Source organism: Pseudomonas sp. LBUM1668 (assembly GCF_059695715.1).
Window position 1 is genome coordinate 1,364,971 of sequence record NZ_CP166787.1, and the last position, 26,491, is coordinate 1,391,461.

The following is a 26,491-nucleotide window of genomic DNA, read 5'->3' on the forward strand; positions in this document are numbered from 1 at the left end:
CCTCAAGTGATTGAACGAGGTTTCAATTTAGAGTGGTTTTTCCTGTGGATAAACGCGCTAATGGGCAACCTTTGGTTTTCAAATGGAAACAATCCATGAGCGAAATGGATGATCTGGCCGCGTTTGCCGTGTTGATCGAGGCTGGCAGTTTCACCTTGGCAGCGCAGCAACTGGGTTGCAGCAAGGGCCAGTTGTCCAAGCGCATCAGTCAGCTGGAAGCGCGGTTTTCCGTGGTCCTGCTACAGCGTACGACCCGACGTTTGAGCCTGACCGCCGCCGGTGCGGCATTGTTGCCACAGGCGCAGGCACTTGTAGTCCAGGTGGAAAGGGCACGTCAGGCATTGGCGCGGTTGAAGGACGACATGGCCGGCCCGGTGCGTATGACGGTTCCGGTTTCGCTGGGAGAAACCTTCTTCGACGGTCTGCTACTGGATTTTTCGCAGCAATACCCCGAGGTGCAGATCGAGCTGGAACTGAACAACAGCTATCGCGATCTTTCGCGGGATGGTTTTGACCTGGCGATTCGCAGCGAGGTCGCCAATGACGAACGACTGGTGGCCAAACCGCTGCTGGCCTGGCAGGAAATGACGTGTGCCAGTCCTGACTATCTCGAGCGCTTCGGCGAGCCAATGACACCCCAGGCGCTGGCCGAACACCGCTGTTTGCTCAACAGTCACTACAGCGGTCGTGAGGAATGGTTGTACCACCAGCAACACGAATTGCTGCGGGTGCGGGTGTCGGGGCCGTTCGCCAGCAACCATTACAATCTGCTCAAAAAAGCCGCGCTCACCGGCGCCGGCATCGCCCGCTTGCCTTCGTACCTGTTGCAAGCGGAACTGGCTGACGGGCGATTGCGCTGGCTCCTGCGCGACTACCAGACCCGGCGCATGCCGATGTATCTGGTGCATCCGTATCAAGGCGGGTTGCCGAAACGCACGCAGGTATTGGCGGACTATTTGATTGGCTGGTTCAAACGTAGCGGCGAGGCGTTGGATCGCCTGTCTCAATAAAATCGACTCCCCCGTGTAGGAGCTGCCGAAGGCTGCGATCTTTTGACTTTTAAGATCAAAAGATCGCAGCCTTCGGCAGCTCCTACAGGGATCTCAGCGATTCGACGATTTTGGCCATTACAGGGGATTCAGCGGTTGTAGTGTCGGGCAATCAGATGATCAATCGACAGCCTGCCCGGGCCACGGGCCATCAGGAACAGCAACACCGCCGCCCAGGTGCCGTGAGTCGGATAGGCATCCGGATATACAAACAACTGAATGGTCAGGGTCATGCCCAGCAGCGCCAACGCCGAAAAGCGTGTAGCGAAGCCAATCAGGATCAGAACAGGGAAGAAGTGCTCAGCAAACGCTGCCATGTGCGCCGCAATCTCGGGGGAAAGCAGCGGCACGTGGTACTCGCTTTCGAACAGCGGAATCGTCGAATCAGCCAGGCGCGGCCAGCCCAACTGAAAGGTGCCGTCGACCAGATCGATGGCCAGGCCTTCGACCTTGGTCTGGCCTGATTTCCAGAACACCGCTGCAATCGAGAAGCGCGCCAGAAAGGCGATCAGGCTGTGGGGGATTTTTTCCAGCAGCGCGATGGCGCGGATGATCAGGTTATTCATGGCTGTTCCTTGAATTTCAGATGAGTGATGGCGTTGTGCGCGATCAGCAGACCGAGGGTTTGAGCCAGATCGAATGGCGGGCTGTTTTCCGCTGCCGCCAGCAGTGGCTGGCCTTCGATCAAATGGCGAATGAATGTGCTGGCGCCGGGTTCAAGCGCAAACACTTCAACCTCCAGACCGTTGCGCAGTACCAGTGCGTGCTGTTCGCAGGTGAGGTCGATGCCAGCAAGTGTTGCCTCCTGCTGATGCGCCGCCCAGATCGCAACCACTGCATGGGCTGAATCCAGCAGGTGCAGGGACGGATGCAGTTCGAAACGCAGGTCGCTCAACACCTGCGGAGCGTTCAGTGCCTCTGCGATCTGTTCCGGGCGCACGGGCTCGGCATCGGCGGCGTGGTAGGCGCGGGTGCGCAGGTGTTCCAGGCGCGCGATGTCGGCCAGATAGGGCACGCTGGAGGCCGGCTCAAACGCGACTATGAAATCCGCAAAATCTTCGCCGTAACGGCTCATCAGCGGACTTCGCGGCGGCTGGCCCCGGACGAAAATGGCCGCCATGGCACGAAAGAATTCCTCGCCAACCAATTGCATGACCACCGGGTAACTGTCCGCCAGCGCATTGATCAACGAACTCTGCACGTTGTTGCGATACACCGCGAAACGGCTCTCAGGATCGGCGCCGTTGGCACTGCACAAGCCTTCGGGGCAGGGCAATCCAGCGTTGAGCAGCGCGGCGCAGAAGGCGGCGTGAGTGCTCATGACGTACGCCTCGCACGCAGCAACAACTCATCGGCCTGCTGCGCCTCGGCCAGCAACACGTGGAACGGTGGCACCTGATTGTCACGCTCGATCAGCGTCGCCACCGGGCCAATGCGTTCCAGCACTTGGCGGTACAAATCCCAGACCGCTTGATCAATGGGCGCGCCGTGATCGTCGATCAGCAAGCGGTCGCCGAGGCTGTCGGAATCTTCGGCAAAGCCGGCCAGATGAATTTCGCCGACCGCGTGCAACGGCAACGCATCGAGATAAGCTAAGGGATCGCGCTGATGATTGACGCACGACACGTAGACATTGTTGACGTCGAGCAGCAAACCGCAGCCGCTGCGCCGGATCACTTCAGCAATGAAATCCGCTTCGTCGATGGTCGAGCGTTGGAAGGCCAGATAAGACGCCGGATTCTCCAGCAGCATGGGGCGTTTGAGGGTGTTCTGCACTTGGTCGATATGCTCGCAAACACGTTTCAGCGTCGGCTCGTCATACGCCAGCGGCAACAGATCATTGAGGAACACCGGGCCATGGCTGGACCACGCCAGATGTTCGGAAAAGGATTGCGGTTGATAGCGCTCGATCAACTCACCGAGACGCTGCAAATGCTGAACATCCAGCGGCCCTTCAGCACCAATGGACAGTCCGACACCGTGCAACGACAACGGATATTGCTCGCGAATCAAACCCAGGAAATGGTGAAACGGGCCGCCAGCGACCATGTAGTTTTCGGCGTGGACTTCGAAAAAACCGATGTCCGGCCGTGAACCGAGCACTTCGCGAAAGTGCCCGGTCTTGAGCCCCAACCCGGCGCGGGGCGGGAGCGCTGCGCAGGCTGCCTGAGTGCGGGGGAGGGCATGGTCGTGGGTTGTGAACATGATCGTCACTCAGGCAGGCGGCAAGTCAGGATTTGGCTTTGAAGGCGTCCATCTGACCGAAGCCGGTCGGCGAGGTTTTGCTCTCAGTGGTGGCGCAGGTGCCTTCCGGAACGAGTTTCCAGGCGTTGGCCTGGTAATCCATTTTCGAGGTGCCGGCACAGGTGGTGCCAGCGCCCGCCGCGCAATCGTTCTTGCCTTTCAATGCCACGCCGAAGCATTTTTCCATTTTGGTGTCAGCGGCCTGAGCGGTCGAAACGCTAGCGATGCTCAGCGCGGAACCAAGGGCCAGAACCAGGGCGGTGGCGGACAGGGTGCGGGTAGTAGCAGTCATGGTGTTTCTCCAGATTCAGCTTGGGTTGTACAAGCGAAGTGCGCTTGCTTGTCCCTCTAGAGAAACGACACGGCGATGCGTTACAGCCCGTACAAATCTTTTTCAAAAAATACGCTGCCCCTGCGGTAGCTCCTGCATCGACCGAGGCGAGTTGTTGCGCGTGTTCTATAGTCAGTTCAACGGCCATTTCCACAGGCCGATTTACCAGGACGGTATCTCATGACAATGGATCGCTCAGACTCCGGTGTGCTATCGCGTTGGATTCCTTCTTTCGCCCTGGCCTGCACACTGCCTTTACTGTGCACTACGGTTGCCGCCCAGCCGCCGCTTGATCCGCAGGACACGCTCAGGCGAATCAACCACAACTACAACACCCTCAAGCAAGAGTGCCAGGAGCCGGATACCGGTGCCGCGCGTGGTCTCTACTATTGCAGTGGCGTGACCTTGCGCATGGTCAACGACGGGCCCTTCAACCCGTGGGACTACAGCCCTTATGCGGTCAAGATCGGTGCGACTTCCTACTCCTGGATCCGCAAGGATCTGAGCACCCGGATCCTCATTCATCCGGCCGGTTTGATCCTGCGTAACCCGACCGATGCTGCAGCGTTGAATCTGCCGGTCAAGGAGCAGGGCTTCACCTGCATCTACGCGTTCGATGGCGGTACCGGGCCGGAGCGCAAATGGTATGGCTGCGGCTTTTTCGACAGCCGTGAGCCTCCACGTGCGGCCCAAGGCGTGTTGAATAACCGCAATGCCGCTCTGGCCTACGGCACCTGCGCTGAAGCCGGCGTCAGCACCGCCGAGCAGTGGACGCAGAAGTACACCGGGCTGATGAAGGGCCCTATCCAGTACAGCCAGTGTTCCTGGAACGCGGAAAAGCCCAGTGACTGGAACGCCATGATCCGTGTGCACGAATCACGACCGAACACCACCAACAGAGACCCCTTCGCGTTCAGTGGCCAGGTCAACGAGTTCATGTTGAAAAATGCCACGGCGACCAACGACGGCAGCGAAAACATGAAGTACATCGATGCCTTTATCTACAACGTCAACAGCACGCAGAACTTCGCCACCCGTGGTGATCAGGCCGCGCCGAAACCGGAGAACGGTCTGAACAGTGCGCGCAGTTTCCAGAGAAAACTCCAGGCCCAAGGCTACAGCGTGCCGATTCTGCGACTGGACTTCACCAAACCTGCGGAGCAGCGTTTCAGCTATGTCGCGGCTGATCAGGCGATAGACCTGACGGCGGCTGGCGGTGAGCCGTCGACGCCGACGCCGGCTGCGTCTGCACCGAGCTACATCGCTTCGGCCAACTGGATCAAGCGTTACGACCCCGGCACCCGCAAGGATGAATGGAGCTTGAGCGTCGTCCCCACACCAGCAGGGCGCGCGTTGCCAAACGAGCAGCTCGGCGCTTTGTACGACCAGTTACTTGCTCGCAACGGCGCCGACAGCAATTGGCGTGACAATGAAAAATCGGCCGGCAGCATGCGTCAGCAATTGAGCTGTGTTCTGGGTAATTACCGCAACAAAACGCCGTGGAATCTCGAGCCATTCCGACCGGCGTTATCGGACAGCGAAACGCGGGCTGCGGGTTGCAATCCGCTCCAGCGTTGAAGGTGTGTGTTGGCTAATCAAGGAGATGCAAGCCATGAAAAAACGCTTGAACAGAATCGCTCCATTACTCATGTTCCCGCTGTTGGTGCAGGCGACATGGGCCAATGCCGAGTCATGCGACGAGACGCTGAAAAAGGTTGAGTCGTTGTACAACAAAACAGTCGACAGTTGCGGTCAGGATCCCGCCTCGGACTGTTCGGGATTGCTGGTCAGGGGCACGCACCGCGCCGACCCTGCCAAGGGGCAAAAATGGGACGTCTGGAATCCCAGTCCGAAAGCCGTGGAGATAGGCACTTTTGCCGCCTCGTACATGCGGGCCGACGGCATCAGTTATGAAGACCCGGGGATGAGTACTCAGAATGGTTATCTCATTACGCCAAGGGATCTGATACGCGACCCCGAGACACCAGTGCATGTCTATTGCGCTTTTCCCAACGACGCCTGGACTGACTTTCGCAATGACCGCGGCTGTGGTGACAACAAAAACACCGCGCCAACCGAGGCTGTTTGCCAGTCCATGGCGCCGCCCATCCTGAGTCCGAATGCCTGGCTGGCGCACTTCAGCAAATTCAACAATAACCGCCAGCAAGACCAGTTGCAGTGTGGGTTCAACATGCGCAATCCGATGAGCAGCAAGGAACGGGTCGATGCCTTTCGCAACTTCCTGGGGGCGCGCAAAGTCATCAATAGTCGTGAGTTTCAAACCCAGACTGAATTGCGACTGGGCAATCCAAAGACCGATGAGCTACCCATTCTGGCGTTTTTCTACAGCGATCAACGTGGCTTGAACGACGCCATGGCCAATCAGCGCGATTACAAAGCCAAAACAGGCAAGGATCGCAACATCATCAAGATCGATTTCCCCAGAACGCCAGTCGCCAAGGCCTCTTTCTCATGCATTCAGACCTCGACGCCACCGGCACAGCAATTCTGTGGCAAGTACATCGAATCCAGCACCTGGGTACAACGTCCCGATCCGAAACTCGGGCCGAACACCTGGTCGCTTTCGGTGGTACCGACCGCTTGCGGCCGGGCAATCAAGGATGATCAGACCGATCGCATGTTTGCCGAGTTGTACAACAAGCATAAAGACGATCAGCAATGGCGCGAGTACAGCGTCAATGGCGGCTCCCTGCGTCGGCAGATGGTTTGTCATCTGGCAGCCACCTACGACGGCAAGCCTGTCAGGAACAAGCCTGAGTGGAACCTTGAACCGGCACGGCCTTACGTTGATCAGGCGACGGCGATAGCGCAACACTGCAATCCGTACTGAGGCGGATTATCTGACGGCCCGTTGCTCTGTAGGAGCTGCCGAAGGCTGCGATCTCTTGATTGTAAAAAACAGATCAAAAGATCGCAGCCTTCGGCAGCTCCTACAGGGGAATTTGACATGCATGAAAAAACGGCCCGAAGGCCGTTTTTTTATAGGGCGAAACCATCAACCGCCGAGGTACGCCTCGCGTACTTTCGGGTCGGTCAGCAGGGCTTCACCGGTGCCTTGCATGACCACGCGGCCGTTCTCCAGAACGTACGCGCGGTCGGCGATTTTCAGCGCCTGGTTGGCGTTCTGCTCGACCAGGAACACCGTTACACCGTCCTTGCGCAGCTGTTCGATGATGTCGAAGATCTGCTGGATGATGATCGGTGCCAGACCCAGCGACGGCTCGTCGAGCAGCAGCAGTTTCGGCTTGCTCATCAGCGCACGGCCGATGGCGAGCATTTGCTGTTCGCCACCGGACATGGTGCCGCCGCGTTGGGCAAAGCGTTCTTTCAGGCGTGGGAAAAGTCCGAGAACCTTGTCCATCTGTTCCTGATAGTCGCCCTTGTCGGTGAAGAATCCGCCCATGGCGAGGTTTTCTTCAACGGTCAGACGGGCAAACACCCGACGACCTTCCGGGACCACGGCAATGCTCTTGCGCATGATCTGCGACGAGTCCTGGCCGATCAGTTCCTCACCCATGTAGCGGATGCTGCCGCTGTGCGCTTGCGGCGAACCGCACAGCGTCATCAGCAGCGTGGACTTGCCGGCACCGTTGGCGCCGATCAGGGTCACGATCTCGCCCTGACGGACTTCGACGTTGACGCTGTGCAGGGCCTGGATCTTGCCGTAGAAGGTGGAAACGTTTTCGAACTGCAGCATTTACGCTTCCCCCAGGTAGGCTTTGATCACTTCAGGATTGTCGCGGATCTGTTCCGGCGTGCCGTCGGCCAGAGGCGTGCCCTGGTTGATCACAACGATGTGGTCGGAAATGCTCATGACCAGTTTCATGTCGTGCTCGATCAGCAGCACGGTGACGTTGTGCTCTTCACGCAGCATGCTGATCAGCGCTTTGAGGTCTTCGGTTTCCTTCGGGTTCAAGCCCGCGGCTGGTTCGTCGAGCATGAGGATCCGCGGACGGGTCATCATGCAACGGGCGATTTCCAGACGACGTTGCTGACCGTACGCCAGGGTGCCGGCGGTACGGTTGGCGAACTCCTTGAGGTTGACCTTATCCAGCCAGTACTCGGCAAATTCCATCGCCTCGCGCTCGCTTTTGCGGAACGCCGGGGTCTTGAACAGGCCGGACAGGAAGTTGGTGTTCAGGTGACGGTGCTGGGCGATCAACAGGTTCTCGACCGCCGTCATGTCCTTGAACAACCGTACGTTCTGGAAGGTGCGCACCACGCCTTTGAGGGCGATCTTGTGGCCCGGCAGGCCCTGGATCGGCTCGCCGTCGAGCAGGATGCTGCCGCCCGATGGCTGGTAGAAACCGGTCAGGCAGTTGAACACGGTGGTCTTGCCCGCGCCGTTGGGCCCGATCAATGCAACCACCTGTTTTTCCTTCACGGTCAGGGCCACGCCGTTGACCGCCAGCAAGCCGCCGAAGCGCATGCTCAGGTTTTCGACTTTAAGGATCTCGCGGCTCATTTTCGCAACTCCATGTGTGGGCGTTGCATCGGCAGCAGACCTTGTGGACGCCAGATCATCATCAACACCATCAGGGCACCGAACATCAACATGCGGTACTCGCTGAACTCACGCATCATTTCCGGCAACAGGATCATCACCACGGCAGCGAGGATCACGCCCAGCTGCGAGCCCATGCCACCCAACACGACGATGGCGAGAATGATCGCCGACTCGATGAAGGTGAACGACTCAGGTGTCACCAGGCCTTGGCGCGCAGCGAAGAAACTGCCGGCAAAACCGGCGAATGCAGCACCGAGGGTGAACGCGGAAAGCTTGATCACGGTTGGGTTGAGACCCAGCGCGCGGCAAGCGATTTCGTCTTCACGCAGCGCTTCCCACGCACGGCCGATCGGCATGCGCAGCAGGCGGTTGATGACGAACAGTGCCGCCAGCGCCAGCAACAGGGCAACGAGGTAAAGGAAGATTACCTTGTTGATCGAGTTGTACTGCAGGCCGAAATACTCGTGGAAGGTTTGCATTCCTTCTGCGGCTTTGCGTTCGAAGGTCAGACCGAAGAACGTTGGCTTGTCGATGTTGCTGATGCCGTTCGGGCCACCGGTGATGTCGGTCAGGTTACGCAGGAACAGACGGATGATCTCGCCGAAGCCGAGGGTCACGATCGCCAGGTAGTCACCGCGCAAACGCAATACCGGGAAGCCCAGCAGGAAACCGAACGTCGCCGCCATCAGGCCGGCAATCGGCAGGCAGATCCAGAAGCTCAGGCCGTAGTAGTGCGACAGCAGCGCGTAGCTGTAGGCGCCGACGGCGTAGAAGCCGACGTAACCAAGGTCGAGCAGACCGGCCAGACCGACGACGATATTCAGGCCCAGGCCGAGCATCACGTAGATCAGGATCAGCGTGGCAATGTCCACCGCGCCACGGGAGCCGAAGAACGGCCACACCAGCGCCAGCAGGATCAGCGCAATGATGAAATAGCGCTGGGTGGTCGGCAGGGTCAGGAAGTTGCTGGCCTTGGCCGGGATCAGCGGCATGCCCGGCGAGGAACGCCAGGCCTTGCTGATCTGCTGGTTGAACAGCACGCGCAGGAACATCAGCACCGAGCAGATGGCGATAGTCGCCAGAACAGCCGTGCTGGTGTTGTGCACTTCCAGATTGATGCCGACGATGGTCAGTTTCAGACCGAGTACCGGGTAGGCCACGGCCCACACCAGCAAGGCACTGAACAGTGCCTGTTTAAGATTCCTAGTCATACTTTCTCAACCTCCGGACGGCCCAGAATGCCGGTCGGACGGAACAACAGCACCAGAACCAACAAGCCGAAAGCCACGACGTCCTTGTACTGGTCGCCGAAGATATCGGCACCGAAAGCTTCCGCCACCCCAAGCACCAACCCGCCGAGCATGGCGCCGGGGATGCTGCCGATGCCGCCCAGTACCGCGGCGGTGAAGGCTTTGAGGCCGACGAGGAAACCGGCGTTCGGGTTGATCACCCCGTATTGCATGCTCAGCAGCACAGCCGCGACGGCCGCCAGCGCAGCACCAATGACGAAGGTCAGGGCGATGATGTTGTTGGTGTTGATGCCGAGCAGGTTGGCCATCTTGATGTCTTCGGCACAGGCGCGGCAGGCGCGGCCCAGACGAGAGCGAGAGATGAACAGTGTCAGGCCGAGCATGGCGATCAACGTGACTACAAACACCACGATCTGCATGTAGGAAATCAGCACTTCTTGTGCGCCACCTGGCCCGAAGACAATGTTGCCCGGAATCAGGTTGGGGATAGCTTTGTCCTTGGAGTCTTGCGCCAGCAGAACGGTGTTCTGCAGGAAGATCGACATACCGATGGCGGAAATCAGCGGGATCAGACGGTTGCTGCCGCGCAGAGGGCGGTAGGCGATCCGTTCGATGCTGTAACCGTAGGAACTGGTCACGACGATGCTGGCGATGAACGCCGCCGTCATCAACAGCGGGACACTGTCGAGTCCCATCATGGTGAGCCCGGCGATGGCGATGAACGCCACGTAGGAGCCAATCATGTACACCTCGCCGTGGGCGAAGTTGATCATTCCAATGATGCCGTAAACCATCGTGTAGCCGATGGCGATCAGGGCATACATGCTGCCAACGTTCAGGCCGTTAACCAGCTGTTGGAAGAAGTGATAGATGTCAGGCATTACAGCGCTCCTAAAAACCTGATACGCATTTCACTGGTGGAGTCATTTTCCCGCCCGGCCCCGTGGATCTTTATCCACTTCGAATCCGGGTTTTGCCAGCGAACCGCTGATGACGGTTTTGAGATTTTCAGGTGGGGAGACTGGCGGATCACGCCAGCGCGGCCCTATACATTCGTAAAACAAAGCCCACGGCACGCCGTGGGCTTTATTGGCAGTCAGTTTGGCAATGCCTTACTGAGGCGAAACCTCGGTTTTAGGTTTGCCGTTGTGCCACTCGTAAACTACGAATTTGAAGTCCTTCAGGTCGCCCTTGGCGTCGTAGCTCAGGTCGCCAGTCGGGGTCTTGAAGGTGCCGGCGTGAATGGCTTCAGCCACTTTGGTCGGGTCTTCGGACTTGGCAGCCTTGATGCCTTCGGCAATCAGGGTCACGGCCGAGTAGGACGGGAACACGAACGGGCCGCTCGGATCCTCTTTCTTCGCCTTGAATGCATCAGCCAGGGCGATGTTGGCAGGGTCCTGGTCGAAGGATTTCGGCAGGGTCACCAGCAGGCCTTCGGCAGCATCTTTGGCGATCTGGGTGATCGAGTCGTTACCCACGCCTTCCGGACCCATGAACTTGGCTTTCAGGCCTTTTTCCTGAGCCTGGCGCAGGATCAGACCCAGCTCCGGGTGGTAGCCGCCGTAGTAAACGAAGTCGACGTTGGCTTGCTTGAGTTTGGCAATGATGGCCGAGAAGTCCTTGTCGCCGGCGTTGACGCCTTCGAACACGGCAACTTTGGTGCCTTTCTTCTCAAGGGTGGATTTGACGGCAGTGGCGATGCCTTCACCGTACTGCTGCTTGTCGTGCAGCACGCCGACGATTTTCGGTTTGACGTGGTCGGCGATGTAGTTACCGGCGGCAGGGCCCTGGGCGCTGTCCAGACCGATAGTACGGAAGATCATTTTGTAACCACGGGCGGTGATGTCCGGGCTGGTGGCAGCCGGGGTGATCATGATCACGCCTTCGTCTTCGTAGATGTCCGAAGCCGGTTGAGTGGAGCTGGAGCACAGGTGACCGACCACGAACTTGACGCCGTCGTTGACGACCTTGTTCGCAACCGCTACCGCTTGTTTTGGATCGCAGGCATCGTCGTATTCAACGGCTTGAAGTTGCTTGCCGTCGACGCCGCCCTTGGCGTTGATCTGTTCGATGGCCATTTTCGCGCCACTGAACTGCATGTCGCCATATTGGGCTACTGGACCGGTCTTGGGACCGGCGATACCGATCTTGATGGTGTCAGCTGCGAACGAATGGCTGGCAACCCCGGCCAGAACCATAGCGGCAAACAGTTTGGAAATCTGCTTAGTAGCCTTAGTCATAGTGCTCCACTCTTACTGTTGTAATTTTTTTTTGAGTTCTGGCGCCGTAGCAGCAGAACCGGGTCAGATATCTTTGCGATACCCTCCGGAAATACCCTCGGCAACTGTACCGGTACAGTGTAGAGCGCCGGTTGTTGGCCTGGGAAGCAGGCGCCGAGGGACAAAACTTGAGGGTGTCGCATTTTTGAATGAAAAAGACAGAATTGCGGCGGGGCGTTCGACGGCATATATCCCAATCAACAGCATTCCTTGGCCTTCCTGCTCTTTTCGTTCGGTTCAGCTTTTTGCAACCGGGTTTTTCTGGCGGACCACCGACGTTATTATTCGCGTCGATTTCTTTTCCGGACAGTTCCCATGAATCAAGAACCTAGCACCCTCTATGCCAAGCTGCTTGGTGAAACCGCATCTATTACCTGGAAAGAGCTGGAGCCGTTCTTCGCCAAGGGTGCCCTATTGTGGGTCGACCCGAGCCTGGATCTGATCGCCGCCGCCGAAGCCGTGGCCTCTGACGAAGGCGAGAAAGTCGCCGCCTGGCTGGCCGAAGACAAGCTCGCCAAGCTGTCTGAATCGCGGGCGCTGGATCTTTTCGAGCGTGATCCTGCGCTGTGGGCCGTGGTGGTCAGTCCGTGGATTTTGATCCAGGAAAGGGCGGGCGAATAATTGGTTGCACCTTGTTGGTGCGCGGCATCAGCCAAAGAAAGTGTGTAGCCGAGTAGCGTGATGGCATGTTGCCGTAGAGATTCGCCACAGGCGGGGGTGGCATAACGGTGACGTAAACGTAACGGGCACAGTTGAATGAGCAGCCTGACGGCTGCTTAATTGTTTCTGGATGTTGGAAAGGCTGAAGCCTTCAGTGAATTTGAAGGCCTCATCGCTGGCAAGCCAGCTCCCACAGGGTCGGTGTTGAACACAAAATCAGCGCACAACCACAAAACCTGTGGGAGCTGGCTTGCCAGCGATTGCGGCGACTCGGTCTCGGATCAGACCGTAAACGACTTCCCGGTATGGTTATTCAGCGAAATAACCTTGGTCTTGCCAATCCGGTGACGGTAGATCTCGCGCAGGTATTTGATCGACTTCTTCACGCAATCACGCGACAGACGAATGTCGTTGATCGAGACGAACTTCTCTTTATCGTTGATCAGTTCGCGGTACTTTTTCTCGTACATCGGTTTGATCGCGTACCAGTTGGTGTCGAGGATTTTCGCCGGGTTTTCGAATTCGTTGAGCAGTTCGTCGATGCGGTTTTCGTCGAATTCTTCATTGATGATGAAGTCGAGGATCGAGTTGTCCAGCGTCTCGTCGAAACGGTACGGATTCTTCGCGAAGCAGCGCTTGATGAACGCGACGATCAAGGTCAGGAAGTCGTCCGACAGGCACGGGCTCTTGGCGATCAACGTGGTCAGCGACAGGTTGGCCGAGGCGCCGATCACCAGCGCGTAGCGCTTGAGCGTGGTGTTGGGGAACAGGCTGTTGAGGTGCGTCTTCAACCGGTTCAGATCCATGTACGACAGCTTGTAGTCCTTGGGCAGCGAAACGATCGAGACCACCGACGAGCAGTTCTTGAAGAAATGCAGGTCGTGCAGGGCAGCGGCGTCGTAGCCGGAATTCTTGTACTGCTCGAGCGAGGCGCGATAGCGCTTGGATTCGATCGGCAACAGGCTGATGCCTTCGATGGCCTGAGTGACCTTGTTGAAGTGCGGCAGGTCGATCGAACGGAAGAACAAGTCGTCGATGTTCAGACGCTGCGGTTCTTTATCGAACACCTTGAACTTGTCGCTGCTCGGTGGCGGGGTTTCCGGCACCACCGATTCGGCGTAGGCAATCGCCACCGGGCCGGCCAGGCTCATGAACAGGTCGTTGGCGTCGAGGCGAATTGTTTCGCCGATGTCGATGCCGGCGCGACGGAAGTAGTTCTGGTCGTAGTCGGTAGTGACGGCCTGCGCCGTCAGAATGTTGAAGATCTGCTGCGAGATGTACTGGTTGGCGTGTTTCTCCATGGCATTGACATCAATGTTCTGGATGTTGCCGTCATCGCTTTCTTCGGCGTAACGCATGATGTCGTTGGAGATCAGCATCATCGCGTTCCATGGGCGAATACGGCCCATGACGCTGGCTTCGCTGCTGTCTTCATTGTCGAAGTTGTAGGAGAAATCCCATTCTTCCGAAAGGTATTTGCACAGCAGGCGACCGGCGTTGATGTGCAGCGCCTCGGACATTTCGCTGCGGTGATCGGAAATGTTCGGCAGCACGCAGATGCCGCTGGTGAAGATCGGCTCGAACACGAATGAATGACCGCTTTTGCCGTCGTGCTCGTCCATCGGTTTGGTGTCGAACGTCTTGTTCATGTACGAGTGCTGCTGAGCCAAGCCAAACTCCGAAGCCATCCCCGAACCCGTACCGCCACCGGCACTGAAGATCGAGAAGTACAGGCGCGACTGGTTGGCCTTGATGCCGCAGCTGTCGATCAGGTACGAGTGGATCATTTTCCAGTCAGGGCTGGAGAAGCGCTGGGTGTCCTTGTTAAGGATGATCTTCGCCAGGTATTGGCCGAGGATCGGCGCGTTACCGGCGCCACCGGCGTGGACTTCGGACAAGTCCATGATCTTCATTTTGCTGTAGTCGCGCAGGAAGCCGCTTTTCTCGCCCTTGCGCGAGAAACGGATGCGCCCGGCGATGTCCTTGTCGAGGTCGCCGAGCATCACCAGCGGTTCCACCAGGAACACCGGTTTGCTGCTTTTGTTAGTGCCGAGTCGCAGGTTGTTCTTGATCCACTGCGCCGGGCTGTAGCCCTTGTCGGCCGAACGCCGGTCGGCTGCACGGTCTTCGTTGTTGAATTCGTTGAGGTAGAACTTGCGCGCGTTGTACACCAGCTCCGCCACATCGAGGGCGATGTTGGAGCCGCAGCGACCGAGGCCGATCAGGCACACCGACGGGAATTCCTGATCGCTGTGCTGCTCGTTGTCGCCTTCCAGGTGCGGCGGGCGCGGGAACACCATGTCGCGCAAACCGTCGAGGTTGTCGAGGATGCGGTCAGTATTGGTTTCGGTGAAGTACAGGTATTGCTGAGTCGACAGCGGGCGCGAGGGAACCGATGGCTTGGACGATGACGGGCTGTTGGCAGCCGGGCTCAGGGTCAGATCGGCTACCGCAGTGGCGGGATTATTTTTAGAAGTCATTGTGCGCCATGTACCTGGACTGGGTTGGCCCGGTGACTGAATGTCAGCGAACCTCACGGAATAAGATCTCGCGTCTTTTTTGCGCGAATTTGGCCCGGGCTTCAGGGACTTGGCCTGACTGTCGCTCGGGGGAATCCTTTCCTGATCGTTGATGAATCGGCCATTATTCGGCGATCTTTAATCAAAAGGAGGCTAAATGATGTCATCGCTACCTTCGTTGGGATTTGCCGGAATCGGCCTGATGGGCCTGCCGATGTGCCGACGCCTGCTGGCGGCGGGTTATCCGCTGACGGTGTGGAACCGCAATCCGGCCAAGTGCGAGCCACTGGTCGCGGCCGGGGCCCGACTGGTCGCCAGCCCTTCTGAGCTGTGCGAACACGCCGACGTGGTGATGCTGTGCCTGGCGGATACCGCCGTGGTGCGCGAGGTGGTATTTGGCCCGGCCGGTGTCGCCGAGGGCGCGAAGGGTGGCCAGTTGCTGGTGGATTTTTCCAGTCTCGAACCCACGGCCACTCGTGAGATGGCCGCGCAATTATTGAGTCAAACCGGCATGGCCTGGCTCGACTCTCCGGTGTCGGGCGGGGTGGTTGGTGCCGAGGCTGGCAGTTTGGCGATCATGGTCGGTGGTGAGGCGGCAGATCTTGAGCGCGTACGCTCGGTGCTGCTCAATCTTGGTCAGCGCGTCACGCACATGGGCGGCGTGGGGGCCGGTCAAGTGACCAAGGCCTGCAATCAGATGATCGTCGCCTGCAATGCACTGGTGATCGCCGAAGTGGTGGCACTGGCCGAGCAGGCGGGGGTCGATGCGAGCTTGATCGCAGAAGCGTTGGCCGGTGGTTTTGCCGATTCGAAACCGTTGCAGATCCTCGCCCCGCAAATGGCCGAGAGTCGTTTCGAACCGGTGAAGTGGCACGTGCGCACGCTGCTCAAGGATCTCGACACCGCCGTGAAATTCTCCCGCGAGCAAGGTTCGGCCACGCCGATCAGCGGATTGGCCGCACAACTGATGCGCCTGCATGGGGCGCAGGGTTTTTTGGCGAAGGATCCAGCGACACTGGTGCAAATGTACCGCGCGCCAGAATCAACGGATTGACCGTAAGTGAATGTTTGCGCTGATTGATTTCTTCCAGCACCGGGCGCAGCTCGTCCAGCGGCACCGGGCGGCTGAGCAGGTAACCCTGAATGAAATCGCAACCCGAGCGTTCGAGGAATTCGTACTGCTCCAGGCTTTCGACGCCTTCGGTGACCACCTGCAAGTGCAGGGTGTGGGCCATGACGATGATCGCCTGGACGATCTCCATGTCTGCCGTCGCGGTGGGAATGTCGAGAATGAACGAACGGTCAATCTTCAGCGTGTTGAGTGGCAAGCGCTTGAGGTAAGCCAGTGACGAGTAGCCGGTGCCGAAGTCGTCGATCGACAGCGACACGCCGAGGGCGCGGATCTGCCGTAACAGCACCAGGGTATTGGCGATATTGCCCATCAAGGCATTTTCGGTGACTTCCAGTTCCAGTCGTTCCGGAGCGACGCCAGCGGTACGCAGCGCATGTTCGATTTCGTCGGCCAGTTCATCGCGAGCCAGATTCAACGGCGAGCAGTTCCAGGCGATTTTCAGTTCTTCGCAGCCATGTTTCGACAGCTCGCCCAGGTCCTTGCAGGCCCGGCGCAGCACCCAGTTGTCGAGTTCGGCAATGAGGCCGTTGCTTTCCGCGATGCTGATAAAAGCGTCAGGCGTCAGCAGACCACGAGTCGGATGCTGCCAGCGGATCAGCGCTTCGAGCTTGGTCACCCGACCGGTTTTCAGTTCAAAGATCGGTTGGTAATACAGCATCAGGCCGTTTTCTTCGCGCAGTGCGTGGCGCAGTTCTTCTTCGAGTTGCAATTCGAGGGTCGCGCGGTTTTTCAGGCTGGAACTGAAAAAGTGCAGGCCATTGCGCCCGGCGCCCTTGGATTGATACAGCGCCAGATCGGCGTGCTTGAGCAGTTCTTCGCAGGTGCTGCCATCTTCAGGAAACAGACTGATGCCGATGCTGGTGGTCATCACCATGCGGCGTCCGGCCAGTTCTATGGGCTCCTTCATCTTGGTCATGATGCGCTGGGCCATGTTGCGCGCCTCTTCGCGGTCGCGCAGGCTGATCAGGATGCAGAACTCGTCACCGCCGAAACGTGCGACCACGTCTTCGTGGCTGCGCACTGAACCTTTGATGTGACTGGCGATGACCTTGAGCAGGGCATCGCCGGCGTCGTGGCCGAGGCTGTCATTGATGCGTTTGAAGTGGTCGATGTCGAGAAACATCACCGCGAGCATACCGCCTTCGGTGGTTTTCTGGCTGAGCTTCTCGGCAAAGATCTGATTGAAGCCGCGGCGGTTGATCAGGTTGGTCAGGGCGTCGTAGTTGGCCACTTGTTGCAGCGCCATGCGCGCCTGATCAAGTTGGCTGAGCAGGGCGTTGACGCGGCGCAGGTCGTTTTCCTTGTTCTGCAGTTTCTTGTCGGACAGCGCCGCGCTGATCGCGCTGCTCAGAATCAGCAGGATGATCAGCGCGACCGTCAGGCCCAGTTGCAGCTGGCTGGTATCGACCGGCGTCGCGGGCAGGCTGCCCTCGGGCAGCACCAGTTGCAATGCTGCCATCCCGGTGAAATGCATGCTGAAAATGCCCGCGCCGAGAATCAGCGCCGCGCTGTATTTGAGCAGTTGATGAGCCATGCCACTGCCTTCGCGCAGATAACCGGCTACCCACAGCGCGGCGAAACTGGCACCGATGGCGATCGCAATCGACAGCGCAAACAGGGACGGTTCGTAGTACGCGGTGGCGCGCGATTGCATGGCGGCCATACCGACGTAATGCATGCCGGCGATGCCGAGGCCGATGAGCAGTGCGGTTTTCAGGTAGAGCATCAGACTTGGCTGTGCATGGCTCAGCGTGTACATCGCCAGCCACGAGGCGAGCAGGGCGATCAACAGGGAAAACAGGGTGATCGGCAGGTCGTACTGGATTTCAATCGGCGCCTGAAAGGCAAGCATGCCAATGAAATGCATGGCCCAGATGCCGCCGGCCAGACAGGTGGCGCCTATCCAGCGCCACAATCGCTGTGAACTCGGGTCGTCGGCGTGGGCAACCCGCTCGGCCATATCGAGGGTGGCAAAACTCGCTGCGCAGGCAACCAGATAGGCCACCAGCACCAGCAAGGGGTTGTGTGTGCAATCAAGAATGACCTGCCCGCTCTCTGGCAGCTCGGTAACAAACTGCAAACCAAGCCACTCCATAGCACGCCCCGTCTCTGAAGTCCTTACCGCGCGGTTAACGCTGGCTGAAGACAGAAGTATAGAGGCGGTTTTCGGAGAGCAAGCGATAGTGGCACATTGGCGCTAATGATTTCGGCATTAGCGTCATAGCGATTGGCGCTAAGGGTCAGGCGCTCTTCTCAAAGGGGATTTCGGCCCAGTCCGGTTGCAAGGGGGGCAGCCCGAAACGGGCGCGCGCCTTGTCGCAATCGACATTCTGCTCGCCGTTTTCCCAAGACGACTCGAATTCACGGCAGGCGCTGGAGCGTTTGTCATAAATCGAACAGCTGACGGTACTGCCAACGTCACCCTCCAATGCGGTGCATCGCGGCGATTTGCAGTCGGTGCCGTTCATCGCCACCCGGCTGGGAGAGATTTGGGTCACCAGCTCATCGGGCACTGTGCCCCCGGACGAAGCACATTCACCCCAGAAAAAAGACACGCGAAAATGGGAACAGCAGGCACCGCAATTCAGACACGGACTGACTTCGGACATTGGGGAGGGTATCAAAGGGATTGATCGGGAGATCCGGACGGATCCGGCGGCCATTCTAGGCTTCGCAACGGCAATGGGAAGGGGGGCTTGAAACTATTTTTTTGTGGCAAGGTTTTGCCGCAAAAGCCCCGGATTCACGGGGATTTCAGACTTATCAAGGGCTTACGTTTCGTTACAGTGACATTGCCCTATATCAAGCAGACGAATGATCACAGACAGCCGCCACCGCGCTGACTAGATTGCAGGTTCCGGGCTCGGATGCGTTGGCAGTGAAGCCCCATAACAATAAAGAGACGGACCCATGCAGAACTCGACCCAAGCGGCGAATGCCTGGCGCATTCTGTTCCTGCTGTTCCTTGCCAACCTGTTCAACTTCTTCGACCGCACCATCCCGGCGATCATCATCGAGCCGATCCGCATGGAGTGGCACCTCAGCGACTTTCAGCTGGGCATCGTCGGTACGGCGTTCACCATTGTTTACGCGATTGCCGGGTTGCCGCTTGGGCGCATGGCTGACACGGGTTCACGCAGCAAGCTGATGGGTTGGGGGCTGGCGACGTGGAGTGCGTTGACCGCCGTCAACGGGTTGGTCGGCAGTTTCTGGAGTTTCCTGATCGTGCGCATGGGCATCGGCATTGGTGAAGCCAGCTATGCGCCGGCGGCCAACTCGCTGATCGGCGACCTGTTCCCGGCCCATCGTCGGGCGCGGGCCATGGGCATTTTCATGTTGGGGCTGCCGCTGGGTTTGCTGCTGGCATTCTTCACCATCGGCTGGATGGTCAAGGCGTTCGATAGCTGGCGCGCGCCATTTTTTATAGCCGCCGTGCCGGGCTTGCTGCTGGCGGTGTTCATGTTTTTCATCAAGGAACCCAAGCGCGGTGCGGCGGAAAGCGTGCAGGTGTCGCAGGAGAAAGTCGACAAGCCGATCCGCCGGATCCTCGCTGTGCCGACTTTCCTGTGGCTGGTGATGGCGGGGCTTTGCTTCAACTTTGCCACTTATGCCTGCAACTCGTTTCTGGTGCCGATGCTGCAGCGTTATTTCCTGATGCCGTTGCAGGAAGCGGCGGTGGCGACCGGTGTGATCGTTGGTGTGACTGGCCTGGTCGGCCTGACCCTCGGCGGCTGGATTGCCGACAAGATTCATCAGCGGGTGGCTAACGGTCGTCTGTTGTTTGCCGCATTCAGCCTGATCATCTCGACACTGTGCACGGCTTGGGCACTGCATGCCGGGCGGATCGAGATCGGTCTGTTTGTTGCGGTGTTCAGCCTGGGTTGGCTGTTTGCCTACAACTTCTACACCTGCGTGTACACGGCGATTCAGGACGTGGTCGAACCGCGCCTGCGGGCCACGGCGATGGCGTTGTTCTTTGCCGGGCTGTATTTGCTGGGCGGGGGATTGGGGCCAGTGGTGGTGGGTGCGTTGTCGGATCATTTCGCGCATACGGCGATGCTGGCGGCCGGAGCGCAGCAGATGACCGAAGCGTTCAAGGCTGTCGGGTTGCATGACGCGATGTACCTGATTCCGGTGGCGCTGTTGCTGACCATGGTGTTTCTGTTTTTGGCGGCGCGGTGTTTTGTGCGCGATGCGCAGCGGATGAAGGAGGGGTTGGTGGCTGTGGTTGAGCCAGAGGTTGTAGCGGCAACTGCTTAAGATCAAAAGATCGCAGCCTTCGGCAGCTCCTTGTATGTTGCCCTCACACCAGTCGATTGAGATCTAAGCTCGCTGGTGCGGACATACGAAGATGTGTTTCTGGGGGAGACCGATCGCTCCTGAAGGCAGGACTTGCTCCTGACCTTGTCTGTAGAGAGGTCCCCCCGCCTCATTGCCCACCACGAAGAGTATCGAGAAGCCGACAAGTCGGACTTCGCATTACAAGGTTGCAGTGGCATGAAGTTCGAGGTCAGGGGAACCAGAATGCATTTCTAACCCAGTTCTCTCGGAGTTGAAAGCATGAGCATGCATGTCGGTTTGGATGTGGGGTCTCGTACGACCGCCATGGGCTGGCGCAACCACGGCCGTTTTGCAGGGGCCTGCAACATCGACCAAACGCCCGCCGGGCGTAAAGCAGCGGTCAACAAGCTGCTCGAGCTCAAGCCTTTATCTGTGGTAATGGAAGCCACTGGCATCTATTACCTGGATTTGGCCATGGAGCTCACTGCAGCGGGTTTGCCCGTTTCGGTTATCAACCCGAAGAGCTTTCATAACTTCGCCAAGCTGATGCTGAAGAACAGCAAAACCGATGCGATCGATGCCCAATTGTTAGCCGAATACGGCGAGCGCATGAGCCCCGGATTGTGGACACCACCCACGGCCGTACAGTTGGAACTTCGGGCTATCGGAAGGCATATCAATCGTTTGACGTGTCATCGCACCCGAGCCAAGAACGAGCTGCATGCGCTGAAAGCCACTCAAACAACCCTAACGATGTTGATTGAAGACGAAGAAGAAGCCATTGAGGCATTTGACAAGCGAATCGAGCGTTTCAGACTCGCAGGTCGGGCGCTGATCGACAATTGCCCGACGCTAAGCGCCCAGTTCGGGCACATGATCGCAGCGCCGGGCATGGGCGAAGTTTCAGTATTTGCGGCACTGGCTGAATTGACGACCTTGCCAGTGACACTTAAGTCCGCGCAGGTCAGCCGACATGCAGGACTCGATGTGCGGCTTACGCAATCAGGTACCAGCATCGATAAACCTGGACGGATAAGTAAGGGCGGAAACGCCTACCTACGCTCAGCGATGTACATGCCAGCGCTGACTGCCATACGTTGCGACAGCAACGTGAAAGCCTTTTACGAAGCGTTGATCGGGCGAGGGAAGAGAAAAATGCAGGCTGTCGTCGCCGTCATGCGCAAATACCTGACCGGCTTGTGGGCCTGTATGCGAGCTGGCGAAGACTTCAATACGGCCAAGCTTTTTAGCGAAAAACACCTCGCAAAAGCTTGACCGTGAACAGAGTATCTACAGGGTGCGCACATTCCAATGTAGGAGCTGCCGAAGGCTGCGATCTTTTGCTTTGCTTCTGAGATAAAAAAAGGCCCGCATCGCTGCGGGCCTTTTTGTTTTTTAGCGGTGAAGGAGGGCGGTTTAACCCGCCACCAATACCCGGATCGCTTCCAGGCGCAACGCCGCTTTATCCAGCATCGCCAGGCCCTGCTCACGCTGCTCGCGCAACGCAACCAGTTCGCTGTCACGTACGGTCGGGTTGACCGCTTGCAGCGCGGTCAGGCGCGCCAGTTCTTCGTCGGTGTCGGCCGCCAGACGGCGACGCGCCTCGGCCACGCGCTCGGCGTGACGCGGAGTGATCTTCTCTTCACCGGCATTGATCCGTGGCGTCAGCTGGTCGCGCTGGGCCTGGATGAACTTGTTGGCGCTGGCCCGTGGCACGCTTTCGAGCTGATCGTTCAGGGTCTCGAACGAGACGCGTGACGACAAGTCGTTGCCGTTGGCATCCAGCAGGCAGCGCAGGGCGGCCGGCGGCAGGTAACGGCCCAGTTGCAGCGAACGCGGGGCAACCACTTCGCTGACGTAGAGCAGTTCCAGCAACACGGTGCCCGGTTTCAGCGCCTTGTTCTTGATCAGCGCGACGGCGGTGTTGCCCATCGAGCCGGACAGCACCAGATCCATGCCGCCCTGCACCATCGGGTGTTCCCAGGTGATGAACTGCATGTCTTCGCGCGACAGCGCCTGGTTGCGATCGTAGGTGATGGTCACGCCTTCGTCGTCACCCAGCGGGAAACTGGCGTCGAGCATCTTCTCGCTTGGCTTGAGGATCAGGGCGTTTTCCGAATGGTCTTCGCTGTCGATACCAAACGCATCGAACAGGGTTTCCATGTAGATCGGCAGGGCGAACTGATCGTCTTGCTCGAGGATGTCCTCGACCAACTGATCGCCTTCGCCCGAACCGCCGGAGTTGAGTTCCAGCAGACGGTCACGACCGGTGTGCAGCTCCTGTTCCAGACGCTCGCGCTCGGTGCGCGCCTCGTCGATCAGTGCTTGCCACTCGCTGTCGTCGGCTTCTTCGAGCAGCGGCAGCAGGCGCGGGCCGAACTGATGCTGCAAGGCATTGCCGGTCGGGCACGTGTTGAGGAACGCATTCAGCGCTTCGTGATACCACTGGAACAGGCGCTCTTGCGGGCTGGTTTCCAGGTACGGCACGTGCAGTTCGATGATGTGCTTCTGACCGATCCGGTCGAGACGACCGATACGCTGTTCCAGCAAGTCCGGGTGCGCCGGCAGATCGAACAGCACCAAATGGTGTGCGAACTGGAAGTTGCGACCTTCACTGCCGATTTCCGAGCAGATCAGTACCTGCGCGCCAAATTCTTCGTCGGCGAAGTAGGCGGCGGCGCGGTCACGCTCGAGGATGTTCATGCCTTCATGGAACACCGTGGCCGGGATGCCGGAACGCACGCGCAGGGCGTCTTCCAGATCCATCGCGGTTTCGGCGTGGGCGCAGATCACCAGCACTTTGGTGCGCTTGAGCATTTTCAGCTGATCGATCAGCCACTCGACGCGTGGGTCGAATTTCCACCAGCGCTCTTCTTCGCTCGCGTCCGGCTGCGCCTGGAAACTGACTTCCGGATACAGTTCGGCGTGGTCGCCCAGCGGCAGTTCGAGGTATTCGTCCGGGCACGGCAGCGGGTACGGGTGCAGATTGCGCTGCGGGAAACCCTGCACGGCGGCGCGGGTGTTACGGAACAGCACGCGGCCGGTGCCGTGGCGGTCGAGCAGTTCACGCACGAGACGGGCGCTGGCTTCGGTGTCGCCATCGTTGACTGCGGTCAGCAGGGCTTCGCCTTCGTTGCCGAGGAAACCGTGGATGGTCTTGTGTGCTTCAGGCGACAGGCGCCCTTTGTCCAGCAGCTCCTGAACGGCTTCGGCCACCGGGCGATAGTTTTCGCTCTCGGCGCGGAAAGCGGCCAGGTCATGGAAACGGTTCGGATCAAGCAGGCGCAGGCGAGCGAAGTGGCTGTCCTGACCCAGTTGTTCCGGGGTCGCGGTGAGCAGCAACACGCCGGGAATCACTTCGGCCAGTTGCTCGACCAGCGAATACTCGGAGCTGGCCTTTTCTTCGTGCCAGACCAGGTGGTGCGCTTCGTCGACCACCATTAAGTCCCAACCGGCGGCGAACAGTGCGTCCTGGGCTTTCTCGTCTTCGACCAGCCACTCCAGCGCAACCAGCGCCAGTTGGGTGTCTTCGAACGGGTTGGCGGCATCGCTTTCGATGAAGCGTTCTTCGTCGAACAGCGCAACTTGCAGGTTGAAGCGGCGGCGCATCTCCACCAGCCACTGGTGCTGAAGGTTTTCCGGCACCAGGATCAGCACGCGATTGGCACGGCCCGAGAGCAGTTGGCGATGGATCACCAGACCGGCTTCGATGGTTTTACCCAGGCCCACTTCGTCCGCCAGCAAAACGCGCGGCGCGATGCGGTCGGCGACTTCACGGGCGATGTGCAACTGGTGCGCGATCGGTTGCGCACGCACGCCGCCCAGGCCCCAGAGCGAGGATTGCAACTGGCGGCTGGTGTGTTCGAGGGTGTTGTAGCGCAGGGAGAACCACGCCAGCGGGTCGATCTGCCCGGCGAACAGACGGTCGCTGGCCAGACGGAACTGAATGAAGTTCGACAGCTGGGTTTCCGGCAGGGTGACGGCTTCGTTCTGCGCGTTGAGGCCGTGATAGACCATCAGGCCATCGACGTCGTCGACTTGCTGGACGGTCATCTTCCAGCCTTCGAAGTGGGTAATGCTGTCACCGGGCGAGAACCGCACGCGGGTGAGGGGCGCATTCCGTAGCGCGTACTGGCGGGTTTCGCCAGTGGCCGGGTAAAGCACGGTCAACAAGCGGCCGTCCTGTGCCAGAACGGTGCCTAAACCAAGCTCTGCTTCGCTGTCACTGATCCAGCGTTGCCCCGGTTGATACTGCTGCGCCATGCTGCCTGACTCCCACCTTGAAAAAGCGGGCTATCTTAACGGAATGCGACCCTGAGGCCAAAGGAATACTGGGGTAGGAGCTGCCGAAGGCTGCGATCTTTTGATCTGGGGGAACACTTGGAATCTGTGTTGTCCCATTAAAAGATCGCAGCCTGCGGCAACTCCTAGAGGTGCCAAGTGCGTCACAGATTTTCGACCAGTGGCTCAAGGCGCCTTCGCCGCAGCCGATAGCCTGCTGACAGGAGACCCCTTATATGTTGCCACCGATGCTCCCCTTGAGCGTTGTGCCAGTCACTTCCCAGCAGGATCCGATCCGTCAGCGACCGGACATCCCTCCTGTAGTGCCGGTGCAGGAAAGCTCAAACGAAAGCACGATCGATCTGCAAAAGCGTGATCCTGAAGAGGACGGTTTGCTGCTGCGCGAAGAACAGCGTCGCCAGCAGGAACGTGATCGCCGTCGCCGCGAAGCCGATGAAGACCCCGAAGAACACCTCGCTGTGCCCGGCAACGAACTCAATGCCGACAACACCGTGCCCGTCGTGCCGCTGATGGAAGATCAGCCGCGTCAGGGTTTGTGGGTCGATATCGAGATCTGAGATTCGTCGTTTACATGAATTGATGTAGAGCGTTGGTGCTGGCGACTGGTCAGCGCTGGCGTCAGGCTGCATTATTGGCGCAGTCCTGCCGTTGTCGCGGCAGTTGTGATTATTTTTAGCGATGTGTGTTGCCATGAGCCAAGACGACAAACTGATCGACCTCAATGCTGAGCGTGCCAAGCGCGTACATGACATCAAAGAAAAGCGCTTGAACGAAGTGCGCAATGCCTTCGAGCAGGCGATGCCGTTGGGAAAAGCCAAGAAAAAGTCGAAAAACAAGCCGAAAAAGCGTTGATCTCCCCCTGCATCCTTTGATGCAGGTCAGTTATTTCCTCTCCTTTAGTTTTTGTGTTGGCCGGAGTTGATCCTGGTCAATGGTTGCGCCTGCGTGTTTGGTTAACTTAGTTCCATCGCAGCAGAGCAGGGCCGGGAGGCCAGTCATGTTTTTCGATAACGTGGTTTTTGCCGGAGTGCTGACCGTTGGCCTCATGGTTCTGTTTTTTGCAGGGTTTGGATTTTTTATCTGGAAGGATGCGAATAAGCGCAAGAAGTGATTCTTCTGGATTGATGAGCACGCAAGGCATTTTGGGCGACTTCGGTTGCCCTTTTTTTTTGCCTTGGCGGCTTGGGGGCCGACCAGGTTGTTGGGGTTTTGGGGGTATATCCGTTTTTTTGGTGATGGCGGGTTAGGGTTCCGCCCTTACGGCGGGTCACTTTTTCCAGACGCCGAAAAAGTAACCAAAAAGGCTTTGCCCTGACGTTCGGCCCACTCGCTGGGGCTCGGGGTTCCTTCGTTCCGCGATTGATCCGGGCGCATCGCCTCCGGTTTGCTTCGCTGCACCTCCTCTCGATGTGTTTGGCTTCGCCAAACGGTCGCTGCGCTCCCACCCCCGGATCAATCCCTCCACTCAGCCTGCCGACGGGCCTGAAGATCAAAAGCTCAGCCGAGCTAACGCTCATCCTGTTGAGTGGTGGGGGAGCATGCGGTCGGCTCTTGTTTTGTGTTGGGTTCGCCCCTCACCCCAACTCTCTTCCGAGGGAGAGGGGGCCGATTTCTGTTGGTTTCAGAACTTATATTCGACTCGGAACCCCAGTCCGGCATGCCTCTACCAAAAAAACGCGGTCAGTCCCCTCTCCCTCCGGGAGAGGGCTAGGGTGAGGGGTTCTTGATCTGGCCTTTGCTCTTGATCTGGCTTTTGATTTGTTGCCCCTTCGGCAGGCCGAGCGAAGGTGTTCATCCGGGGGTTAGGCGCGTAGCGCCGTGCGGCGAAGCCGCATACATCGAGAGGAGGTGCAGCGCAGCAAACCGTAGGCGATGCCCCCGGATGGACACCGTAGCGAGGGAACACTGAGCCTAAG

23 protein-coding genes are annotated in these 26,491 nt (G+C 58.6%); 10 read left to right on the forward strand and 13 right to left on the reverse strand.

Annotated elements, in window-relative coordinates; genetic code table 11:
- Positions 1 to 95: 95 nt before the first annotated feature.
- Positions 96 to 1,010, forward strand: coding sequence for a LysR family transcriptional regulator (locus ACA061_RS06045; protein ID WP_150618030.1), 915 nt, complete (start codon positions 96 to 98; stop codon positions 1,008 to 1,010).
- A 128-nt stretch (positions 1,011 to 1,138) separates the two neighbouring features.
- Here the strand turns inward: ACA061_RS06045 and ACA061_RS06050 are convergent, their stop codons facing one another.
- From ACA061_RS06050 to ACA061_RS06065, 4 genes are read right to left on the reverse strand one after another with little or no spacing between them, the layout of a single operon-like run.
- The gene (locus tag ACA061_RS06050) at positions 1,139 to 1,615 is read right to left on the reverse strand and encodes a DoxX family protein (protein ID WP_497300818.1); all 477 of its coding nucleotides are present in this window, start codon (positions 1,613 to 1,615) and stop codon (positions 1,139 to 1,141) included.
- Entirely contained in the window at positions 1,612 to 2,370 is a 759-nt protein-coding gene (locus ACA061_RS06055; protein WP_497300819.1) for an HvfC/BufC N-terminal domain-containing protein, read from the reverse strand. The genes ACA061_RS06050 and ACA061_RS06055 overlap by 4 nt, the downstream gene beginning before the upstream one ends.
- The gene (bufB, locus tag ACA061_RS06060) at positions 2,367 to 3,254 is read right to left on the reverse strand and encodes an MNIO family bufferin maturase (RefSeq protein WP_497300821.1); all 888 of its coding nucleotides are present in this window, start codon (positions 3,252 to 3,254) and stop codon (positions 2,367 to 2,369) included. The genes ACA061_RS06055 and bufB overlap by 4 nt, the downstream gene beginning before the upstream one ends.
- A gap of 25 nt (positions 3,255 to 3,279) precedes the next feature.
- On the reverse strand, positions 3,280 to 3,585 hold the full coding sequence (locus ACA061_RS06065; RefSeq protein WP_150604929.1) for a BufA1 family periplasmic bufferin-type metallophore: 306 nt from the start codon (positions 3,583 to 3,585) through the stop codon (positions 3,280 to 3,282).
- Positions 3,586 to 3,804: 219 nt separating this feature from the next.
- Between ACA061_RS06065 and ACA061_RS06070 the strand changes: the two genes are divergently transcribed.
- Together ACA061_RS06070 and ACA061_RS06075 are read left to right on the forward strand one after the other, a co-directional pair.
- Positions 3,805 to 5,202, forward strand: coding sequence for a DUF2599 domain-containing protein (locus tag ACA061_RS06070; RefSeq protein WP_497300822.1), 1,398 nt, complete (start codon positions 3,805 to 3,807; stop codon positions 5,200 to 5,202).
- A 34-nt stretch (positions 5,203 to 5,236) separates the two neighbouring features.
- Positions 5,237 to 6,475 (forward strand): DUF2599 domain-containing protein, encoded by a 1,239-nt coding sequence (locus ACA061_RS06075; RefSeq protein WP_497300824.1) that lies wholly within the window; start codon positions 5,237 to 5,239, stop codon positions 6,473 to 6,475.
- Between the two features lie 165 nt (positions 6,476 to 6,640).
- On the opposite strand, the gene ACA061_RS06080 is transcribed toward ACA061_RS06075, so the two are convergent.
- The 5 genes from ACA061_RS06080 to ACA061_RS06100 form a co-directional block, all read right to left on the reverse strand.
- Positions 6,641 to 7,342, reverse strand: coding sequence for an ABC transporter ATP-binding protein (locus ACA061_RS06080; protein WP_042557988.1), 702 nt, complete (start codon positions 7,340 to 7,342; stop codon positions 6,641 to 6,643).
- Entirely contained in the window at positions 7,343 to 8,110 is a 768-nt protein-coding gene (gene livG, locus ACA061_RS06085; RefSeq protein ID WP_042557989.1) for a high-affinity branched-chain amino acid ABC transporter ATP-binding protein LivG, read from the reverse strand.
- Positions 8,107 to 9,363, reverse strand: coding sequence for a high-affinity branched-chain amino acid ABC transporter permease LivM (locus tag ACA061_RS06090; RefSeq protein ID WP_042557990.1), 1,257 nt, complete (start codon positions 9,361 to 9,363; stop codon positions 8,107 to 8,109). Before ACA061_RS06090 ends, livG begins: the two co-directional genes overlap by 4 nt.
- Positions 9,360 to 10,283 carry a high-affinity branched-chain amino acid ABC transporter permease LivH gene (gene livH, locus ACA061_RS06095; protein WP_042557991.1) on the reverse strand — a complete coding sequence of 308 codons (924 nt, stop codon included), beginning with the start codon at positions 10,281 to 10,283 and terminating at the stop codon, positions 9,360 to 9,362. Before livH ends, ACA061_RS06090 begins: the two co-directional genes overlap by 4 nt.
- 231 nt (positions 10,284 to 10,514) lie before the next feature.
- Positions 10,515 to 11,642 (reverse strand): branched-chain amino acid ABC transporter substrate-binding protein, encoded by a 1,128-nt coding sequence (locus tag ACA061_RS06100; RefSeq protein ID WP_150604927.1) that lies wholly within the window; start codon positions 11,640 to 11,642, stop codon positions 10,515 to 10,517.
- Between the two features lie 354 nt (positions 11,643 to 11,996).
- Between ACA061_RS06100 and ACA061_RS06105 the strand changes: the two genes are divergently transcribed.
- Positions 11,997 to 12,302 carry a DUF2288 domain-containing protein gene (locus ACA061_RS06105; protein ID WP_150618025.1) on the forward strand — a complete coding sequence of 102 codons (306 nt, stop codon included), beginning with the start codon at positions 11,997 to 11,999 and terminating at the stop codon, positions 12,300 to 12,302.
- Between the two features lie 320 nt (positions 12,303 to 12,622).
- On the opposite strand, the gene ACA061_RS06110 is transcribed toward ACA061_RS06105, so the two are convergent.
- A complete protein-coding gene (locus ACA061_RS06110; protein ID WP_210553810.1) occupies positions 12,623 to 14,821 on the reverse strand; it encodes a hypothetical protein in 2,199 nt (732 codons plus the stop codon).
- 196 nt (positions 14,822 to 15,017) lie between these two features.
- On the opposite strand from ACA061_RS06110, the gene ACA061_RS06115 reads away from it, so the two are divergent.
- Positions 15,018 to 15,914, forward strand: a complete 897-nt coding sequence (locus ACA061_RS06115; RefSeq protein ID WP_210700984.1) for an NAD(P)-dependent oxidoreductase — start codon at positions 15,018 to 15,020, stop codon at positions 15,912 to 15,914.
- Here ACA061_RS06115 and ACA061_RS06120 read toward each other — a convergent pair.
- Entirely contained in the window at positions 15,805 to 18,087 is a 2,283-nt protein-coding gene (locus ACA061_RS06120) for a putative bifunctional diguanylate cyclase/phosphodiesterase (RefSeq protein WP_210700983.1), read from the reverse strand. The genes ACA061_RS06115 and ACA061_RS06120 overlap by 110 nt on opposite strands.
- Positions 18,088 to 18,232: 145 nt before the next feature.
- Positions 18,233 to 18,601: a YkgJ family cysteine cluster protein gene (locus ACA061_RS06125; RefSeq protein WP_150604922.1), complete on the reverse strand. Its 369-nt coding sequence runs from the start codon at positions 18,599 to 18,601 to the stop codon at positions 18,233 to 18,235.
- A 301-nt stretch (positions 18,602 to 18,902) separates the two neighbouring features.
- Between ACA061_RS06125 and ACA061_RS06130 the strand changes: the two genes are divergently transcribed.
- Positions 18,903 to 20,252 (forward strand): spinster family MFS transporter, encoded by a 1,350-nt coding sequence (locus ACA061_RS06130; protein ID WP_150604921.1) that lies wholly within the window; start codon positions 18,903 to 18,905, stop codon positions 20,250 to 20,252.
- Positions 20,253 to 20,552: 300 nt separating this feature from the next.
- Positions 20,553 to 21,548 (forward strand): IS110 family RNA-guided transposase, encoded by a 996-nt coding sequence (locus tag ACA061_RS06135; RefSeq protein ID WP_497299920.1) that lies wholly within the window; start codon positions 20,553 to 20,555, stop codon positions 21,546 to 21,548.
- Positions 21,549 to 21,689: 141 nt separating this feature from the next.
- Here ACA061_RS06135 and rapA read toward each other — a convergent pair whose 3' ends face one another.
- Positions 21,690 to 24,536 (reverse strand): RNA polymerase-associated protein RapA, encoded by a 2,847-nt coding sequence (gene rapA / locus ACA061_RS06140; protein WP_150604920.1) that lies wholly within the window; start codon positions 24,534 to 24,536, stop codon positions 21,690 to 21,692.
- 254 nt (positions 24,537 to 24,790) lie between these two features.
- Between rapA and ACA061_RS06145 the strand changes: the two genes are divergently transcribed.
- The 3 genes from ACA061_RS06145 to ccoM all read left to right on the forward strand — a co-directional run bounded on the left by ACA061_RS06145 (position 24,791) and on the right by ccoM (position 25,686).
- On the forward strand, positions 24,791 to 25,132 hold the full coding sequence (locus tag ACA061_RS06145; protein ID WP_150604919.1) for an aspartate-semialdehyde dehydrogenase: 342 nt from the start codon (positions 24,791 to 24,793) through the stop codon (positions 25,130 to 25,132).
- Between the two features lie 133 nt (positions 25,133 to 25,265).
- Positions 25,266 to 25,427 carry a hypothetical protein gene (locus ACA061_RS06150; protein ID WP_191626498.1) on the forward strand — a complete coding sequence of 54 codons (162 nt, stop codon included), beginning with the start codon at positions 25,266 to 25,268 and terminating at the stop codon, positions 25,425 to 25,427.
- Between the two features lie 145 nt (positions 25,428 to 25,572).
- Entirely contained in the window at positions 25,573 to 25,686 is a 114-nt protein-coding gene (ccoM, locus tag ACA061_RS06155) for a cytochrome c oxidase subunit CcoM (RefSeq protein WP_003222396.1), read from the forward strand.
- Positions 25,687 to 26,491 lie beyond the last annotated feature (805 nt).